The following is a 16,162-nucleotide window of genomic DNA, read 5'->3' as shown; positions in this document are numbered from 1 at the left end:
GCCAAGGGACCTTGGTGGACGACGGCGGAAGGACCCGACATGGAGCTGATGGCGATGGCCGGACTTGCGTTCGCGGCCGGGGTGCTGTCCTTCACGTCGCCATGCTGCCTGCCATTGATGCCGGGCTACGTGGCCTACATCAGCAGCACCGGCCAGGACGCCCCGGATCGTTCAGGACGGGCCGCCACCCCGGTCTCGACCGTCACGGTGGTGCAACGACGGACAGCTCGGACCCGTGCGCTGTCCAGCGCCCTGCTGTTCGTCACCGGTTTCGGTGTGGTCTTCACCGCCCTCGGCGCAGGCGCGTCGGCGATGAGCACCGTGCTGCTCACCAACCGCATCGTGCTCTCGCAGGTGGGCGGTGTCGTCATCATCGTCATGGGGCTGGTGCTGGCCGGTGTGGTGCGCGTGCCGGTGCTCATGCGGGAGTACCGGTTCGACCTGTCGCGGGTCCGGCCCGGCCCTGCCGGAGCGGTTCCCTTGGGGATGGCCTTCGCGATCGGATGGGTGCCGTGCATTGGCCCGGTGCTGGCCGGCATCCTCACCCTGGCCGCCAGCAACGGCTCCGTCGGGCAAGGGGCGGCGCTGCTGGCCGTCTACTCGGCCGGGTTGGGGCTGCCCTTCATCGGTCTCGCCGTCGCAGCCTCACAGCTCGACCCCATCGTTACCTGGCTCCGTCGACACGCCAGAGCGGTGGAGTTGGCCGGCGCCGCCGTCATGGTGACCATGGGCATCCTGCTCCTCACGAATCAGTGGCTTCGCTTCTTCGCTCCCCTCACCAGCCTGTTCAGCCGGTTTGGCTGGCCCCCGATCTGATCGTCGGCAGTCCACACGAGCACCGGGAGAGCGGTGTCGATCACGACCACGGGGGTGTCGCCGCTGCCCGTGTCAGGCGTGGGCAACCACCGCCGCTCGACCGGTTCGGTCAGTGCCTGACGGGCCTGGAGATCTGATCTGGTCCGCAGGACAACCTGGGGGCCGATCACTGCCTACCATCCAGTCGTGACGCCGGCACGACCGTCCTGCCCGTCACCGGCAGAGCGCGTTGGCGAGCGGGAAGGGATCGACCGGTCCGCCGCCACCGGGGTGGACCTGCCAGTGGAGATGCGGCGGCGTACCTGCGGCGTTGCCGGACGTACCTGCCCCACCGAGGATCTGACCTGCCTCGACCGCTTGCCCGTCCAGCACGCCGACGCTGTCGAGGTGGGCGTAGTAGTACCGGTTGCCCGCCACGTCATGCAGGTTGACCGTCAATCCACCCAAGCCGTTGCGTCCGACGCGGACGGTGCCGGCGCCGGCCGCCACCACGGGGGTCCCCCGGGCCGCGAACATGTCCACCCCTTCGTGGCTGCGACCGCCGGATCGTGGCGCGCCCCACGATGACGAGAAGCCGTTCGGCAGTCCGAGGGGGCACGCCATGACCGGGGGCCAGGCCTCCTGTCCCCCGGCCACCACCGCCTGGCGACCGATGAGTTGCTGCTCAGCTGCCTGATCCGCTGCCGCCAGCGCCGCACGGACGGCCGCCAGCTCGGCAGCCACGCGGCGGATCTCCTCCAGCTCGGCGCGGGCGCCGATGACCTCTTCGGTAGCCACGAGGAGTGCGGCATCCAACCGTGCACGCTCGGCCTGGAGGTCTTCGGCGGCCCGGGCGGCACCACTCAAGATGGTGGCGTGCTGGCGTTGCTGGTCGCTGACGATGGACGACGCGCGGGCGACCTGCTGCGCCGTGTCAATGCGGCTGCGCGGTAGCTGTCGTCGCAGCGCGACCTGGTGCAGTACCGCGCTGACGGACGCCGATCGGGTGAGCACCCGCAGCGCCCACGTCCCCGCGGCGGTCGGGTGCATATACCGGTCCCTGATCGCGGTCCGTGCCGCCGACTCCGCTTGCGAGAGGGCCGCCTCGGCGTCCGTCACCCGGCTCTCTGCTATCTCTGTCTCCGGCTGGAGCGTTGCGACGTGCTGCTGGGCTCGTTCGTAGTCGCTGGCCCGCTGATCGAGCAGGGCCTCAACCCGCTGCAGACGAGCCTCGGCCTGTCTCAGGTCAGCTGTCGACGTCGCCGGGTCCACCGTCGATGCGCCCACGGGACCAGCTACGACGACTGCGACCACGATCGCCGCTGTACCTCTCAGAAACGCTGACGCGGGGCCATGACGCCACGGATCAGCCATCTCCAGCAGCACCCTCATCGTCCGTCGATACCTCCTCCGTCGACGCATCCCCGATCCCTCCGGCGGGATGGCCGGGAGCGTCCGTCCAGGACCAGTCGGTCACGGCGCATCCCCAACACCCTCGGTGCGCGGCACGTCGTCCAGGCCGGGAACGGTGGGGGCCTCTGCGGCGTACGCGGCGACGAAGGTCTCGACGGCCCCGACGTCCACACCGTCGCACCGCTGCAGCACCCCCCAACCAGCAAGGACCACCTCCCCGTCGGTCAACCGCTCGTAGGGCGTGACGGCGATCCGGCCGTCGAAGCGACCGTTGGCCAGGGCGGCGAGGTCGGTCGACTCAGTGGCCGCAAGGCGTCCGTGCGTGATGACGACGGCGCCGCTCTCGAGGACGCTGACCTGCTGTGGACCGCTCAGCTCTCCCACCCCTATGGGGATGGCACCAGAGGAGTGCCAGCCCGACGTCGGGGGGGATGAGCTGTAGGGGACGGGAGGTTCGGTGTCGCCCAGGAGGTGGCTGCCGAACTGGATCGGTGGCAGCTCCGGTTCGGCGCAGCGGGCCGTGGCCGTGGGGGTGCCCACATCTCCCTCGCCCGTGCTGCAGCCAGCCAGCAGGGCCACCAGTGCGATCGCCACCACCCTCATGCGATCTGGTCTGCCAAGGCGGCGATCTCGTCCTCGAGGATGGTGAGGGGACCGTCGAGCCGTCCGGTGATCTGTCCGTCCGACCCGACGCCGAAGATCCAGGGCTCGGACTGCAGCTGCCAAGCGGTCACCGGATCGGCCACGGTCGCCCCGGCGTCGCTGAAGACCTCCACATGGACCCATCTGATCGGGCTGTCGGCAGGTCGGCTGGCCCGGATGCCTTCGACCACCTCCACTGTCGGTCCGCAGATGGCGGTCTCGCAGAAGCCGGGGGTTGCGATCGTCAGCATCACCGGCTCACCAGCCTGCAACGCCTCGTCAAGGCTCACTTCGTGCATGCCGCAGGGCGGGTCGAGGGTGCACAACCGCTCGAACCCGAGCAAGTCGTCGGGCGTCGGTGTCGCCACGACGGGGGCAGGCGCACCTGGCGGCAGCACGATCGCGGTCTCGGGATCGGCCACGCGCAGGACTGTCTCCCCGCCGGCCCCATCAGTCGTCACCGCGGCCATCGGGATGGTCCCCGGCTCAGGAAGCTCGAGGGTGACCACGTACAACCCCAGCGGTTGGTTGGGCACCTCACGGAAGCTCGCCCGCACCGGACCCCTGACCTGTCCGCCCTCCGGGCTGCCTGTCCACACACTCACCTCCGCTCCAGTGACGGGGGTGTTGTCCGGTCCCACCAGCCCGAAGGCGAACAGCTGGTCATCGCCGGTGAGGGTCTCGAAGCTGGCGTTGATCACGGTCAGCTCCGATGAACGATCCGGAGCGACCTCCTCCAGCAGTGCGCTGGCCGGTGTCGCTCGGGTGGCCGGAGTCGACTCGGACGCGGTGGCGACGGTCGGTCCGTCGACGGTTGTGCCGGACTCGCAACCGAGGAGCGCGGTGGCCAGTCCGGCGGCGGTGGCGTGCAGGAGGTGTCGTCGGTGCAGCATTACGGTCCTTCGGTCGGTGGTCACCAGGTCTCAGTGCAGTTGCCGCAGTCGGCGTGCGCGGCCGCCTCGACCTGCAGGGTGGCGTGCAGAACGCCATGGACGTCTCGGAGGACCGTTCGGGTACGGTGGAGCACGTCGTGGGTGTCGTGGCTGGGGCCGGCCAGTACATGGGCCGTCACCACGTCCATACCTGAGGTCAGCGTCCATGCATGGAGGTCGTGGACCTCCTCGACGCCCTCGAGCGCCAGCAGGTCGCTCCTCAGCCTGCGCATGTCCAGGTGCGCGGGCGCCTGTTGCGTCAGGATGCGCAGCGCCTTGCGGCCCAGCCGCCACGTCCGTGGCAGGACGAACACGCCGATCGCGACAGCGATGATCGGGTCGACGAGGGTGAACCCCGTCACCTGGATGATGATGGCAGCGGCGATGACGCCGACCGAACCGAGTGTGTCGGCGAGAACCTCGAGGTAGGCACCTTCCACGTTGATGGACTCCGTGGCGGCACTGCGCAGCAGCGCGAAGGCGATCAGGTTGACGACCAGGCCGAGGACCGCGACGACCAGCAGCGGTGCAGCGAGCACCTCCGGCGGCTCACCGAACCGCTGGATGGCTTCGACGAGGATGTAGATCGCCACGCCGAAGAGCAGCACGGCGTTGGCGAGCGCGGCCAGGATCTCGAAGCGGTAGAGACCGAACGTCTGTTGCGGGTTGCCGCGGGAACGTGACGCCGCATGGATGGCGGCCAGGGCCATTCCCAGCCCCAGCACGTCGGTGAACATGTGGGCGGCGTCGCTGAGCAACGCCAACGAGTTCGTGAGCAGTCCTCCGACAAGCTCGACGAGGAAGAAGCCGCCGACAAGCGCGGTGGCCAGCAGGAGCTTGCCCTTGTGCGCACCTCCGGCCGTCGCGGCGCTCAGGTGCTCGTGATCGGTATGCTCAGCCACGCTCAGCGACTCCCGGTCGCGCCGGCTGCGAGGGCGGAGACGGTCTCGTCGGGCAGCGCAAGACGACCTCCGATCGCGTGTATCACATCGATCGAGTCGGCACGCGCACCGACCCAGTCCAGCACCGACAGGTTGTCTCCCGACGGGTCGGCAAGGACGAGAACCGAACCCTGGGCGGCCATCGCCGGTCCCGCAGCGAGCGCGTCGGGGTAGTCGGCGGCCGTGGCGACGTGAAGCACGCTGGCCGCGGCGCCGAACGGACCGTCGAGGATGGCGGCGGTCACCGCGAGCCCGGTTCCCAAGCGATCGGCGCCCGCCAGACGTCTGGTCAGGATCTCAGCAGCCCGGAGGTCATCGACCACCGTCTCGGCGATCACCGCGGTTCCGCCGACGACGTCGGCAGTCGAGGGTCCCGATCCTTCGATGTGGCGTTTGACGTCGTTGGTCAGACCATCAGCGGTGGCAAGCAGCACGGGTGCCTGCCGGTACGCGGCAAGGGTGCTGGCCATCAGCGCATCAGGCCAACCGCGAGACCCATCGCCGAGGTCGACAGGGGCCACCACGATGTGATCCGGATCTCCACCGCCCGCGACGACCGCATCGGCGACCGCGACTGACAGCTCGGTGGGGCCGTCCGCTCGGATCGACTGAACCTGCTCGATGCCCGTGGTATACACCAGTGCCTCGAGCGCTGCTGCATCGATGTCGCCGACAGCGGTCGCCGACGTGGCCCCCAGTCGACGGACCTCATCGACGAGGGCATCAGGTGGCGGAGCGTTGCTGGGGACCAGCAGGACAGGCGAGTGGTGCAGTGCAGCCAGTGGTGCTGCGACGAGCGCCGGAACGTAATCCTCGGCCGGGACCAGGACGACGCCGCTCGCATCGGCGTGTGCCGTGCGTGACAGGGCGATGGCCGTGCCGATGCGGTCATCACCGGCGTCGCGCACGACCGACGGTTCGTCTCCGCCTGTCGCGCCATCCCCCGTACGCCCTGCAGCTTCGGCATCGACCAGCTCCTGATACGGGTTGATCTTGCCGGTCGATCCCCAGTCGTGGTCGGACCAGATCTCGAAGTGCAACTGGTCGACGCCGCAGGCGGCGTTGCCCGATGACCCCTGCCAACCGATGTGCTCGCCCCGTACCACGCGCGTGCCGGCCAACGTGCCGACATCTTCCAACTGCTCGACCAGCCTGGGGCTGAAGGCGCCCGCGACACCGCCGAGTCCGTCGCACCCGTCGGGCCGGCCGGGAGTGTCGTTGTTCAGGTGAACATAGAAGTAGCCGCGGCCGTCGTCACCGGCAACCGCCAGGTAGTAGGAGCTACAGACCTGCCCGTCCTGGCAGTCCTCGCCGAGGGCCTTGATGATCTCACCCGACGCGGCGGCATAGACGCGTCGCATCTGGGGCGCGAGGATGTCCGTGCCCTCGTGGCTGCGTCCGCCACCGCGTGGGGCACCCCACGTATCGGCGTAGCTGTCCAGCGGCAACTCCACCGGGAACCACAGCTCCTCGGCGTTCGCAGTGGCCGGTAGCGCAGCCGCGACCAGCAGCACCGTGACCATCGCGATGCTCGCGGTCCAGGCAAGTCTGCGCGTCATGACGCCTCACCTGCCACGAAGACAGCCGACTCGTCATCCCAGTCCGGCAGCAGGCGACGTATCCCCGCCACGGTGGCGACACCCATGGGGATGACCTGGGCGATGCTCAGGGCAACGACCAGCCGGGTGAGCCACCCTGGGAAGATGCTCGCAGTCTGCGAGGCTGACAGCACCGAGACGTACAGCAACCCCTGGCCGATGAAGACAGCGCCTGCCCCCACCCCGAGTGCAGTGAAGGCCCCCTCCGTGCCCTGAATCGCGCGGACAGCACCGTATACGGCGATGGCGATGAAGAAGGCGGTCTGGACCGCCGCCACTGCGCTCTCGCTGAGCGGCACGGGGGAGGCGAATAGGTCGTCCGCGAGGTTGATGAGGTTGGCGAGCCCGATGACCAGCAGCGTGCCGCCGGAGATCCTCGCCAGGCCGTCCCAGCGGAGGGCCTCGACGTCGGGCTCCGTACGCAGCAGCCCGTAGGCGACGGGCAGTGAGACGACCAATAGGGCGGGGGCCAACCACAGCAGCGGGTTCCCGCCAGGGACCCACCTCAGGTCGCCAGTCACTTCGTATGCTTCGTCGGAGACCTCGAACGGCACCGTCCAGGCGTTGACCAACTGCACCTCGTCGGGGTTGGTTGCCACCCCCGGCGGATCGGCGCTGGCCATCCAGTGGATCCGGTGGTCGTGCCAGGCATGGCTGTTGCCGTCGGAGATCCGCTCCCAATCAGGTGGACCCTCAAGATCGATGTCCTGTGGCACGACGGTCTGGCCGAACCTGTCCTCGTTGACGTACGTCGCGTGGCTGTTGAGGTTCTGGAAGACCCCGTCGGGGCCGATGCGGAGGTAAGGCTCGCCCGAGTAGCCGGGGATCACCACTTCGGCTTCGGAGGTGTTCGACAGCTGCAGGTACTCGTCGGAGTTGATGATCCGCCACTCCAGCCCGTCGACTCCGGGTGCTGCGGTGATCCTCGACTCGAAGTTGCTCGCGTCCGATCCTCGCCCGTGCGCGAGCGCTGGGGTCGCGGTCAACGAGAGCAACAGGTAGGTGAGCAGGGCAGTGCTGAGCGTTCGCCGCACGAGATGTGCCTCCAAGGGGGTGGTTGGGGTGGTGATCTGGCGTTCGGTCACTGGATGACCACCGTCGCGGTGGCGCGGCGAACCTCGCCGTCGATGTCGATTGCGATCTCCATGGCGTAGTCGCCGGCCTCGGGGAACTGCTGGTTGAGCGCGGTGTAGTGACCGGGGCCCGAGAGGACCAGGTCGGCGGGGATGTCTCGGCCGTCCAAGGTCAGCGAGATGTCGGCGTCGTCCACGGCCCGAGGGCGGCCGTCGTGTCCCAGCACGTAGATGTGCATGACGTTGGTTCCGGGCCGGGCCGGGTCGAAGGTGACGTTGACGCTGTCCTCGTCGGTCAGCGCGGCAGCGACGAACTCAACCCGTCCCGCTGCTTCGGCCTCTGCAGGGATGCTCGAGGCCAAGCCACCGGCAACGCCGAGGGCGATGAGCATCAGGGCAACCTCTGCGGCGGCGAGACGTCGGAGCAGGCCAAGCGCGGAGGTCCCATCGCCGTCACGTACTTCGCGGCGGAGCCGCGGGATGGCTCGTGACCTGTTGCGCCACCCGAGGGCGGCTATGCCGACGAAGAGGAGCGTCTTGGCGATGACGAGTCGGCCGTAGCCGGTACCGGTCAGTTGGTCCACTGCACCGATGTGGAGCAGGGCGCTGAAGACACCGCTGGCAAGGACCACCCAGATCACCACGCCAGCCAGCTGGCTGAACCGCAGCACCGGGTCGACGGCCTGGGAAGCGGGCTGCCGCGTCGTGTGCACCACCAGGACAGCCAAACCACCCACCCATGCGGCCGACGCGACGACGTGGCTCCAATCCGTGGCCACAGCAAGCGGCACGGGCGACGTGGTACCGGCATGCCCCCACAGTCCGGGCAGCGCCGCGGCCGCCCCGGCCGCGCCTAGCGTCAACCACAGCCCCGTGCGTCGGTCGGTCCGCGATGCGCCGACCACGATGGCAAGTCCCAGCGCGGCCTGCGCCAGGACCAGGGTACCGAAGCGCGTCGCAGCGAAGCGGGCGGGAACCGACCCGAGGAGGACCTGGGGCAACGGTTCGGCAGCCGCGGCCGAAAGCCCGTAGACGAACACCATCCCCCCAGCGACCACCAACGAGACACCGCCGAGCCGAACCAGTCGGCGCATCGATCGTCGGCGGTCGTCGGCGGCCGGGACGCCGCGGTACAGGAGGATGCCACCGACCAGACCAGCGGCAATGACGACGAGTGCCAGGTAGTCCAGGACCCGCGCGACGAGCAGGCCGAGATCGGTTCCGGACCCTGCGTCCTGCAGCTCGATGCTGGCCGGATCGATCTGCGTGATGTCGTCCACGAGGCCCTCGGTGGGCAACGGCGGGACGGCGACTTCGGTGTCGGTCGGCGACGGCTCGGGCTGGTCGGCCGGAACCGGTGTGGCGTTGGTCGTTTCCGGGGCCGACGGGGTCGCCGTCGGCGTGGGTGAGGGCTCAACGGTCGTGTCCGGCTCGAAGACGAAGGTGAAGCGGGACTCCACCGGGTGGCCATCCGAGCCGATGACGCGGAACACGACTGTGTAGGTGCCAGGCCGGGCCATCGGCCCGATCGGCACGGTGGTCTCCGCCCCGACGATGATCGGCGCGCCTTCGTCGACACGTTCACCGGCGGGATCGAACACCTGCACGCCGGAGAACGACTCCTCGATAGGTTCGCTGTAGGTCAGGTGGATGATCTCCGGAGCGTCGGTGATCGTCTGCCCCGCGGCTGGCTCGGTGGCGACCAGCCGGGCGTGGGCGCGGGCTGGCCCCGCGAGCCCGAGCACGCCCGTCGACGCGAGAAGGGCAAGGAGCAGCACCGTCTGCATGACGGTCCTGACCGACGACGCGTTGAGTCGCCGAGGTGTGGAGCACATGTGGCGTCCTCGGGGGGTGTGGGGCAGAGCGGCCCCGTGTGCAGGTGGTATTAGCGCAAAGCTGCGGACCGCGGTGGCGCACGACCGAGCCTCGGCGAGCTCGACCACACCCCCAAGCGATTGATGAACCACCAGTGGACCTGCGGCAGGACCGGGGTTGCCTGCACGACGCGCATCGACGGCCGCGCCTGGGACATGACCACAGCGGTCGCCAGCGCCGTCGTCACCATGTGCGCCAGCAGCACACCGGCAGGCGCAAGGAGGATCCACGGATCGTGCAGCAGGTGGGTGCCGTACCCCTCGGCAGCCACCGCCTCCACGGTGAGGTATCCCGTCGTCAGGGCGGCCCTCGCCACAAGATCCCGCACGCTGGCCGCATCCCGGCCCCGAGCGCGTCGACGTATCGTGACGATGAGGACGGCCAACCCTGCCAACACCCCAGCCGGGGCATGTACCCCATGCACGGAGTCCGGGCCGCCCATGGAACCCGCGTGCACCAGCACACCCGTCGCGGCATGGGCCGCGACGGCGCCGAGAAGGCAGCGGAACCCGCCCGCGGTCAGAGGTCGCACGGCGCGCAGGGTATCGCGGCCGTCGTGGCCGCGCCCTGCACCGCCGACCAACGGAACACCGCGTGCTACCGTCGGTTCGTGCGCAGTTCGACCTGCACAGATGCGCGACGCACGGTCCCGAGCATGCGATTCGGCAGGCGATCCCGCCGTCGGATTCCATGACTACGCCTTTCCGCGGAATCCAACCTCTCCCCCTGACCGAACCGCGTCCCGCTGCAGTCGCCAACGATCGATCACCTTCTACGCGCGCGGCCCTGTTCAACGGACACCGGTTGCCGCCCCAGCACTGTTGCAGGAGACCCCATGAACGCCCCGAGCCCGGCAGCGCAAGCGGCTGACGCCGCACCACTCGACCGTCCGGCCCCTCGACCGACCACCCTGCTCCTCGGCTTGGTACTACTGGCCGTGGTGGCCAGCACCGCCTACATCCTGGGCGGAGCGGGCACGGACGTCCCTGGAGACAGCTCACCCGAAGCCGGCTTCGCCCGTGACATGACCGCCCATCACAGCCAGGCGGTGGAGATGGCCGAGCTGCTGCGACCCAAGACCGAAGACCCCGAAATGCAGCTCTTGGCGTCGGACATCGCGCTGACCCAGCAAGCGCAGATCGGTCAGATGACCGCTTGGCTGGATCTGTGGGGACTGCCTGCCTACTCCGGTCAAGCCTCCATGGCGTGGATGGGCATGGCCATGGACAGCACCGCTGACATGCCGGGCATGGCCAGCCGTGCAGAGATCGCCGCGCTGGCCGGTCAGAACGGCGAGACCGCCGAGCTGACCTTCTTGCGGCTCATGATCGAGCACCACCGGGCTGGCGTCACCATGGCCGAGGCGGTCCTGGAACGTTCCGATGAACGGGTTGTCACCGAGTTGGCCGAGGTGATCGCCGCGTCCCAGCAGTACGAGATCGACACCTTGCAGGCGCTCATCGAGCAGCGGACAGGAGCGGTGGACGATGCCGTGAAGGCCTCGTCAGCCGAGCACATGGACCAGACGGAGGACACGATCGAGATGGATGGACACAACGATGGCGATTGACCCCGACCCCCACATCGAGCAGCAGCAACGACGTCGGACCGGCAGGGGCGCGGTGGTCGGCGGCGTCACGCTGTTGGCAGTGGTCGCGGTCGTCCTGGTGACAACGGGCAACGACGGTGGCGATCGCGTGCCCGATGAGGGAGCGCGCGGCGCAACGGCAGCCGTTGCGGACGGCGTGCCCGAGGGGACCATCGAGATCCCCGTCGCCGGTGCGGGCCACGTCTCCGAAGACGTGCCCTACGACCGGTTTCCACCTCCAGGCGGCCCCCACGATCCGGCGTGGCAGAACTGCGGGATCTACACCGAACCGGTCAGACCGGAGAACGCGGTGCACTCCATGGAGCACGGCGCCGTCTGGGTGACCTACGACCCCAGCGCGGTCGACCCCGCAGCCATCCAGGACGGTCTCGCAGGGCGCCCCCACGTCCTGGTCAGCCCCAGCGGCGGGATGGCAGTACCGGTAGTGGCCACCGCCTGGGGACGACAGATCGAGTTGGACGGGGCTGAGGACCCCCGGCTCGAGGAATTCCTTCGCGCCTTCGTCCAGGGGCCCCAGACACCCGAGCCTGGGGCGCCCTGTACCGGCGGCGTCGGCGAACCCGCGGTCTGAAATCGACTGCTGTCCTGTACGGCGGCACGTCGACCATGTTGAGGAGCGAAGCCATGTCCATCGGTCACGATGACGGCGTCCTGAGCGCGGACGCAGTCCGACGGTTGTACGACCGACTGGCGGCCGTGTACGACCTCGTCGTCGCTCCCTACCGGGTTGTCGGCGGTTATCGGTTGGTCGATGGGGCCATCCCGCTGCTGCGGCTGGCACCGGGCGACACGGTGGTGGACCTGGGGACCGGCACGGGCCATGCGCTGCCTGCCCTCGCCGCAGCAGTCGGCAGCTCGGGCAGGGTCGTGGCCGTTGACATCTCCTCGAGGATGCTGGGCCGTGCGCGTGCCCGATGTGCTCGAGAGAGTTTGACGAACGTCGAGTTCATTCAGGCTGACATCGCCGACTTCACCCTGCCGGATGGGACGACCGCTGCCCTGTCGGCGTTCGCCATGGAGATGCTGCCCCACTACGACACGGTCATCGAACGGCTGATCGAGGAGCTCCCCACGGGTGGTCGACTCGCCATCACCGGGTTGCGGGACCCCGAGGGCTGGCCGGAGTGGCTGGTCCGAATCGGGAGCTGGCTCAACCGACCGTTCGGTGTCACCGATGCCTACCGGAGCCACCGCCCCTGGGAGGCTGTGGATACCCACACCGTGGAGGCCGACTACACCGACGTCCTCGGTGGGGCTGTCTACCGATCGACCGGCACCGCCCCCTGACGCGGAGGAGGTCTGCGTCATCAGCCGAGGGTGGTCGAGACGAAGGTGAACAGCGCGAAGCCGATCAGCAACGCGGCTGTCGACGCGTCGGTGTCCTCGGTCTCGTGCGCCTCGGCGATCATGTCCTCGAACGCCGCCACCGCGAAGATGCCTGCGGTGCCGACCAGCGCAGTCAGCTGCCACCGCTCCGGACGTCCACGAAGCAGCAGGAACGACAGCGCCGCCCCGACCAACACCGGCACAACCGTTGCGACCGACAGCAACAGGCGTCGGGATCGTGGGACATCGTTGCCCCGGAAGGTCATCGTCGACGCCGCTCCCTCGGGCACGTCGGCCAGCACCTGACCGACTGCGAGCACCAACCCGAGCCCGCCGCCCAACGACGCACCAGCTCCGATGAGCAGCCCGTCGCTGAACAGATCGGACGCGATGGCCAGGTAGATCATCCACATCCGCCCGGAGCCCTTTGCGCGGGCCTGGATGAGTCGCTGCGCCAGCAGGTAGAGGCCGCCACCGCCAAGGAACGCGAGGGCGAGCAGCCAGCCGGCCACGACATCGACGGCTCTCGGCATGATTTCCACGGCCACGACGGCGAAGACCACACCGGCCGCGGCGTGCAAGGCCCGGTTGCGCCAACGGTCCGACGGGGGGGTGACCTCGGCGACGAGGCCACCCGTGATGTTGCCGGCGGCCGGCAACAGCGCCAGGAGGAGGACGTCGATCACGCTCGGTCCGTACCCGGGGTGCTCCCCTGAGAAACTCAGCCCTAGTCGTGGCTGGAGGGAGCCCACTCGATCACGACGTCGGTCGGCTCGAAGCCGGGGCCCTGCCGGGTCGGCAGGAGCGACACCGAGAGGTTTAGGACCTCGAGCACCCGCCGCCGCCCGCGCACGTCAAGCTGTGCCCAAGCCGTCTGGATGCTGGCATTCGTCAGCAGGTCGCGCAGCGGCTTCGGATCGGGTGTCGCGCAGGTGCGGGTCGCCTTCCGCTCGGCGATCTCCATCTGCGGCCGGAGACGACCGGAGATCTCGCGCAGCTGCAAACGGTCGATGAGCCCGTCGGCGTAGTCCGCGGCAGCCTCATTGAGCCGCTGCCGGAGTTCCTCGGCGATCCTCTGCTGGTCCTCAGCCCCCGTCCGCCCCCGTGTGGCTGTGAGGTCGGGCAACGCCGCATCCGGTGCGCTCAGACGAGCGACGACGACTTGTCCGACCAGATCGTCGACCGATGGCTCGTCGCGGCTGGTGCAGCCCTTGGCCTCGCAGGTGTAGAGCGTGTTTGAGTCCCGGCAACAGGTGTAAGTCGGAGTTGGTTCCCCAGACGGTGTTGGCCACCGTGTGACTGTTCGTGAGGTCTTTCCACGGATCTCTCGAAAGGGGCCACACGATGGCCGACATTGATAATGACCTGCTGACCGACGCTGCGACGAACCTGCTGACCGAGGAGCACCGCAGCCTGTTTCGTGATCTGCTCCAGAACGCGTTGCAGACACTGATCGAGGAAGAGCTGACCGCCTCAATCGGGGCGGCGCTGCACGAGCGCACCGATGACCGGACGGGGCAGCGCAACGGCCACCGGCCACCCCGGACCCTGTCAACACCGGCTGGTGATGTGGAGCTGGCGATCCCCAAGGTTCGGGCCGGCAACTTCTACCCGTCGCTGCTGGAGCCGCGCCGCCGGGTGGACCAGGCCCTGTGGGCGGTGATCATGACCGCCTACGTCAAGGGCACCTCCACCCGCAAGGTCGACGACCTCGTCAAGGCACTCGGCGTGGACTCGGGCGTGTCGAAATCGACGGTGTCGCGGATCTGCAAGGAGATCGACGGGCACGTCGAGGCGTTCCGAGCCCGCACCCTGGCCCACACCGACTTCCCCTACGTGTTCTGCGACGCCACCTACGTCAAGGGCCGCGTCGGCCGCCACGTCGTGTCGCGCGCCATCGTCGTGGCGTTCGGCGTCGCCGCTGACGGCACCCGCGAAGTCCTCGGGCTGGACGTGGGCGACAGCGAGGACGAAGCGTTCTGGGGTGCCTTCCTCAAGAGCTTGAAGACCCGCGGACTCGGTGGTGTGCAGCTGGTCATCTCCGACGCCCACGAAGGGTTGAAGGCCGCCATCCGCCGGCACCTGCAGGGCGCGGCGTGGCAGCGTTGTCGGGTCCACTTCAACCGCAACGTCCTGGCCCGGGTCGGCAAGGCCCACGGCGAGATGGTCACCGCCATGATCCGCACCATCTACGCCCAGCCCGACCAGGCCGCCGTCACCGCCCAGCTCCGCGCCGTCGCCGACATGCTCACCGACCGGTTCCCCGCCGCGGCCCAGATGCTGCTTGACGCCGAACCCGATCTCACCGCGTTCGCGGCGTTCCCCAGGACCCACTGGCGCAGGGTGTGGTCAACCAACCCGTTGGAACGGGTCAACAAGGAGATCAAGCGCCGGTCCAACGTGGTGGGCATCTTCCCCGACGACAACTCCATCATCCGCCTCGTCGGCGCCGTCCTGCTCGAGCAGCACGACGAATGGCAAGTCGCCGAACGCAGCTACTTCTCCGAGGAATCCATGAAGACCATCGCCGCCGACACCACCATCGAGGTGACAGCCACCACCACCGCGGCATAGCCTGCCAACAACTTCACGAACGGTGACCTTCTACTTCCACCACCCCACGGGACTCAGCCTAGAGCGTCCGCTGCACTGTCTGGCCGGTCCGCTTGCGGTGGTAGCGCCACGACTTGACCCGCAGATCCGCCCCGCAGACGCCACACCGCCCGATACCGTAGGTCAGCAGGTGCACCCGGTTGTTGGTGGCGATGGTGGTGCGGCGCGAGTTGTTGGTCAGCAGGGCGACGACCTCGCGGTGGCGCTCCTCCTCGATGATCGGCGGCCAAGCTGCATCGCCGATGATGCACGCATCGACGCACGGGCCGCTGTGGCGGGGCGCCCGACGGCCCAGCCGATCCCGCTTGAGCCCATGGTGGACCCGCTTGGCGATGTTGGCGGGTCGGAGGGCGAGCTTGCGCACCGTCCCCGCTCGCCACTTCACCCCGGCCCGCCCCGATGGCACGGGGACGCCTCGGCGGTTGAAGTCCTCCCCGATCCCCTTCATCGACTCACCGGCGATGATGCGGTCCACCAACTCGCGGACGATATCGGCCTGGTCCTCATCCTCGACATCGCGGAACGACACCTGCCGTCCTTCATCGTCGAGCACGGGCTCGCGACGCCAGCCGTACAGGACCGGCCCTGACGCACGACCCTCCTGCGCACGCTGTAACGCGGCACGCGCCACACGCTCACCCTTGATCGCCGACTCAGCGGTGTCGAACTCCCCCAGGATGCCCGCGACCATCCGGCCCGAGGCGCTGGCCAGCTCGAGCTCGGGACCCGACACGGCCGCCACGGAGATCCGCCGGTCCGCGAGCAGGTCCATCGCCTCGGCTCGCTCCCGTCGCGACCGCCACAGCCGGGAGGTCATGTAGACCACGATCCGGTCGAACTCTCCCGCGGCGGCCGACTCCATGAGTGCCTGGTAACCAGGCCGTGTCGCTCCGGAGTAGGCGCTGACGTCGTTGTCCGCCCACTCCCCCACCACCTCCCAGCCACGCGCTTCAGCGACGGCACGGGCGTCTTCGAGCTGACGCTGCACGCCCTTCTCGGTGCCGTGCTCGTCCTGGGAGATACGGGCGTACAGACCCGCCTTCATGACCGCATCCAACCTGCTCTCATGGTCTCAAGATAGCATTTCTGGGGAGGGAATTTCCCCCCGTATTCCCGGGGGGCCCTGGCAACACGTTCGGCAACGCCGACGCGTTCGGCCAGATCATGGACTCGCTGGAGGACAAGCTGTTCGTCCTCAACGACGAGGTCCGGGTCCACCCCGGCCACGGCGACGACACGACCCTCGGCGCAGAACGCCCCCACCTCCAGGAGTGGCGCGACCGCGGCTGGTGAGGCGGAGCGGGCCGTCCGTCCCGGACGGTGGTCAGCGGCGCGATCGGGGCCC

Annotated in this window: 16 protein-coding genes and 1 pseudogene; 6 read left to right on the top strand and 11 right to left on the bottom strand. The window is 68.8% G+C overall.

Translation table 11 applies throughout. The features are described from left to right. Positions 1-39 precede the first annotated feature (39 nt). Complete coding sequence (locus tag DVS28_RS12055; protein WP_114591673.1) at positions 40-816, top strand: cytochrome c biogenesis CcdA family protein; 777 nt, start codon at positions 40-42, stop codon at positions 814-816. A 213-nt stretch (positions 817-1,029) separates the two neighbouring features. Here the strand turns inward: DVS28_RS12055 and DVS28_RS12050 are convergent, their stop codons facing one another. The 8 genes from DVS28_RS12050 to DVS28_RS28355 form a co-directional block, all read right to left on the bottom strand. Next, positions 1,030-2,109: a M23 family metallopeptidase gene (locus DVS28_RS12050; RefSeq protein ID WP_164710427.1), complete on the bottom strand. Its 1,080-nt coding sequence runs from the start codon at positions 2,107-2,109 to the stop codon at positions 1,030-1,032. Positions 2,110-2,268: 159 nt separating this feature from the next. Beyond that, positions 2,269-2,802 carry a DUF3105 domain-containing protein gene (locus tag DVS28_RS12045; RefSeq protein WP_164710426.1) on the bottom strand — a complete coding sequence of 178 codons (534 nt, stop codon included), beginning with the start codon at positions 2,800-2,802 and terminating at the stop codon, positions 2,269-2,271. A gap of 5 nt (positions 2,803-2,807) precedes the next feature. Further along, positions 2,808-3,743 (bottom strand): hypothetical protein, encoded by a 936-nt coding sequence (locus DVS28_RS28360; RefSeq protein ID WP_164710425.1) that lies wholly within the window; start codon positions 3,741-3,743, stop codon positions 2,808-2,810. A 20-nt stretch (positions 3,744-3,763) separates the two neighbouring features. Continuing rightward, entirely contained in the window at positions 3,764-4,684 is a 921-nt protein-coding gene (locus DVS28_RS12040; protein ID WP_114591670.1) for a cation diffusion facilitator family transporter, read from the bottom strand. A gap of 2 nt (positions 4,685-4,686) precedes the next feature. Continuing rightward, positions 4,687-6,282, bottom strand: a complete 1,596-nt coding sequence (locus DVS28_RS12035; RefSeq protein WP_114591669.1) for a cell wall-binding repeat-containing protein — start codon at positions 6,280-6,282, stop codon at positions 4,687-4,689. Then, a complete protein-coding gene (locus DVS28_RS12030; RefSeq protein ID WP_114591668.1) occupies positions 6,279-7,406 on the bottom strand; it encodes a hypothetical protein in 1,128 nt (375 codons plus the stop codon). The genes DVS28_RS12035 and DVS28_RS12030 overlap by 4 nt, the downstream gene beginning before the upstream one ends. After that, positions 7,403-9,229, bottom strand: a complete 1,827-nt coding sequence (locus tag DVS28_RS12025; RefSeq protein ID WP_164710424.1) for a copper resistance CopC/CopD family protein — start codon at positions 9,227-9,229, stop codon at positions 7,403-7,405. Before DVS28_RS12025 ends, DVS28_RS12030 begins: the two co-directional genes overlap by 4 nt. 50 nt (positions 9,230-9,279) lie before the next feature. Then, positions 9,280-9,801, bottom strand: coding sequence for a hypothetical protein (locus tag DVS28_RS28355; RefSeq protein WP_164710423.1), 522 nt, complete (start codon positions 9,799-9,801; stop codon positions 9,280-9,282). Positions 9,802-10,209: 408 nt separating this feature from the next. Between DVS28_RS28355 and DVS28_RS12020 the strand changes: the two genes are divergently transcribed. From DVS28_RS12020 to DVS28_RS12010, 3 genes are read left to right on the top strand one after another with little or no spacing between them, the layout of a single operon-like run. Then, positions 10,210-10,839 (top strand): DUF305 domain-containing protein, encoded by a 630-nt coding sequence (locus DVS28_RS12020; RefSeq protein WP_164710422.1) that lies wholly within the window; start codon positions 10,210-10,212, stop codon positions 10,837-10,839. After that, the gene (locus DVS28_RS12015; protein ID WP_216826584.1) at positions 10,829-11,449 is read left to right on the top strand and encodes a thioredoxin-like domain-containing protein; all 621 of its coding nucleotides are present in this window, start codon (positions 10,829-10,831) and stop codon (positions 11,447-11,449) included. The genes DVS28_RS12020 and DVS28_RS12015 overlap by 11 nt, the downstream gene beginning before the upstream one ends. 53 nt (positions 11,450-11,502) lie before the next feature. Next, positions 11,503-12,165, top strand: a complete 663-nt coding sequence (locus DVS28_RS12010; protein WP_216826583.1) for a class I SAM-dependent methyltransferase — start codon at positions 11,503-11,505, stop codon at positions 12,163-12,165. A 20-nt stretch (positions 12,166-12,185) separates the two neighbouring features. Here DVS28_RS12010 and DVS28_RS12005 read toward each other — a convergent pair whose 3' ends face one another. Together DVS28_RS12005 and DVS28_RS12000 are read right to left on the bottom strand one after the other, a co-directional pair. Continuing rightward, positions 12,186-12,890 carry a ZIP family metal transporter gene (locus tag DVS28_RS12005; protein ID WP_216826582.1) on the bottom strand — a complete coding sequence of 235 codons (705 nt, stop codon included), beginning with the start codon at positions 12,888-12,890 and terminating at the stop codon, positions 12,186-12,188. A 41-nt stretch (positions 12,891-12,931) separates the two neighbouring features. Beyond that, positions 12,932-13,330, bottom strand: coding sequence for a hypothetical protein (locus tag DVS28_RS12000; protein WP_114591663.1), 399 nt, complete (start codon positions 13,328-13,330; stop codon positions 12,932-12,934). A gap of 218 nt (positions 13,331-13,548) precedes the next feature. Here DVS28_RS12000 and DVS28_RS11995 point away from each other — a divergent pair, with 218 nt between their 5' ends. Continuing rightward, the gene (locus tag DVS28_RS11995) at positions 13,549-14,778 is read left to right on the top strand and encodes an IS256 family transposase (RefSeq protein ID WP_114591662.1); all 1,230 of its coding nucleotides are present in this window, start codon (positions 13,549-13,551) and stop codon (positions 14,776-14,778) included. Between the two features lie 58 nt (positions 14,779-14,836). On the opposite strand, the gene DVS28_RS11990 is transcribed toward DVS28_RS11995, so the two are convergent. Then, on the bottom strand, positions 14,837-15,862 hold the full coding sequence (locus DVS28_RS11990; RefSeq protein ID WP_114591661.1) for a recombinase family protein: 1,026 nt from the start codon (positions 15,860-15,862) through the stop codon (positions 14,837-14,839). Between the two features lie 62 nt (positions 15,863-15,924). Between DVS28_RS11990 and DVS28_RS29965 the strand changes: the two are divergent. Then, a pseudogene (locus DVS28_RS29965) lies at positions 15,925-16,110 on the top strand (MBL fold metallo-hydrolase); the annotation flags it as partial. Positions 16,111-16,162: the final 52 nt, after the last annotated feature.

Source organism: Euzebya pacifica (assembly GCF_003344865.1).
In the GTDB taxonomy this organism is placed as follows: domain Bacteria; phylum Actinomycetota; class Nitriliruptoria; order Euzebyales; family Euzebyaceae; genus Euzebya; species Euzebya pacifica.
The sequence above is the reverse complement of the archived record's forward strand: the minus strand, read 5'-3'. Positions and strand labels throughout refer to the sequence as shown.

What these genes read in the sequence shown, in the direction of transcription:
- DVS28_RS12015 (WP_216826584.1), top strand. Translation starts at nt 10,829, where the DNA reads ATGGCGATTGACCCCGACCCCCACATCGAGCAGCAGCAACGACGTCGG.
- DVS28_RS12025 (WP_164710424.1), bottom strand. Translation starts at nt 9,229, where the DNA reads ATGTGCTCCACACCTCGGCGACTCAACGCGTCGTCGGTCAGGACCGTC.
- DVS28_RS12035 (WP_114591669.1), bottom strand. Translation starts at nt 6,282, where the DNA reads ATGACGCGCAGACTTGCCTGGACCGCGAGCATCGCGATGGTCACGGTG.
- DVS28_RS12055 (WP_114591673.1), top strand. Translation starts at nt 40, where the DNA reads ATGGAGCTGATGGCGATGGCCGGACTTGCGTTCGCGGCCGGGGTGCTG.
- DVS28_RS11995 (WP_114591662.1), top strand. Translation starts at nt 13,549, where the DNA reads ATGGCCGACATTGATAATGACCTGCTGACCGACGCTGCGACGAACCTG.
- DVS28_RS11990 (WP_114591661.1), bottom strand. Translation starts at nt 15,862, where the DNA reads ATGAAGGCGGGTCTGTACGCCCGTATCTCCCAGGACGAGCACGGCACC.
- DVS28_RS28360 (WP_164710425.1), bottom strand. Translation starts at nt 3,743, where the DNA reads ATGCTGCACCGACGACACCTCCTGCACGCCACCGCCGCCGGACTGGCC.
- DVS28_RS12010 (WP_216826583.1), top strand. Translation starts at nt 11,503, where the DNA reads ATGTCCATCGGTCACGATGACGGCGTCCTGAGCGCGGACGCAGTCCGA.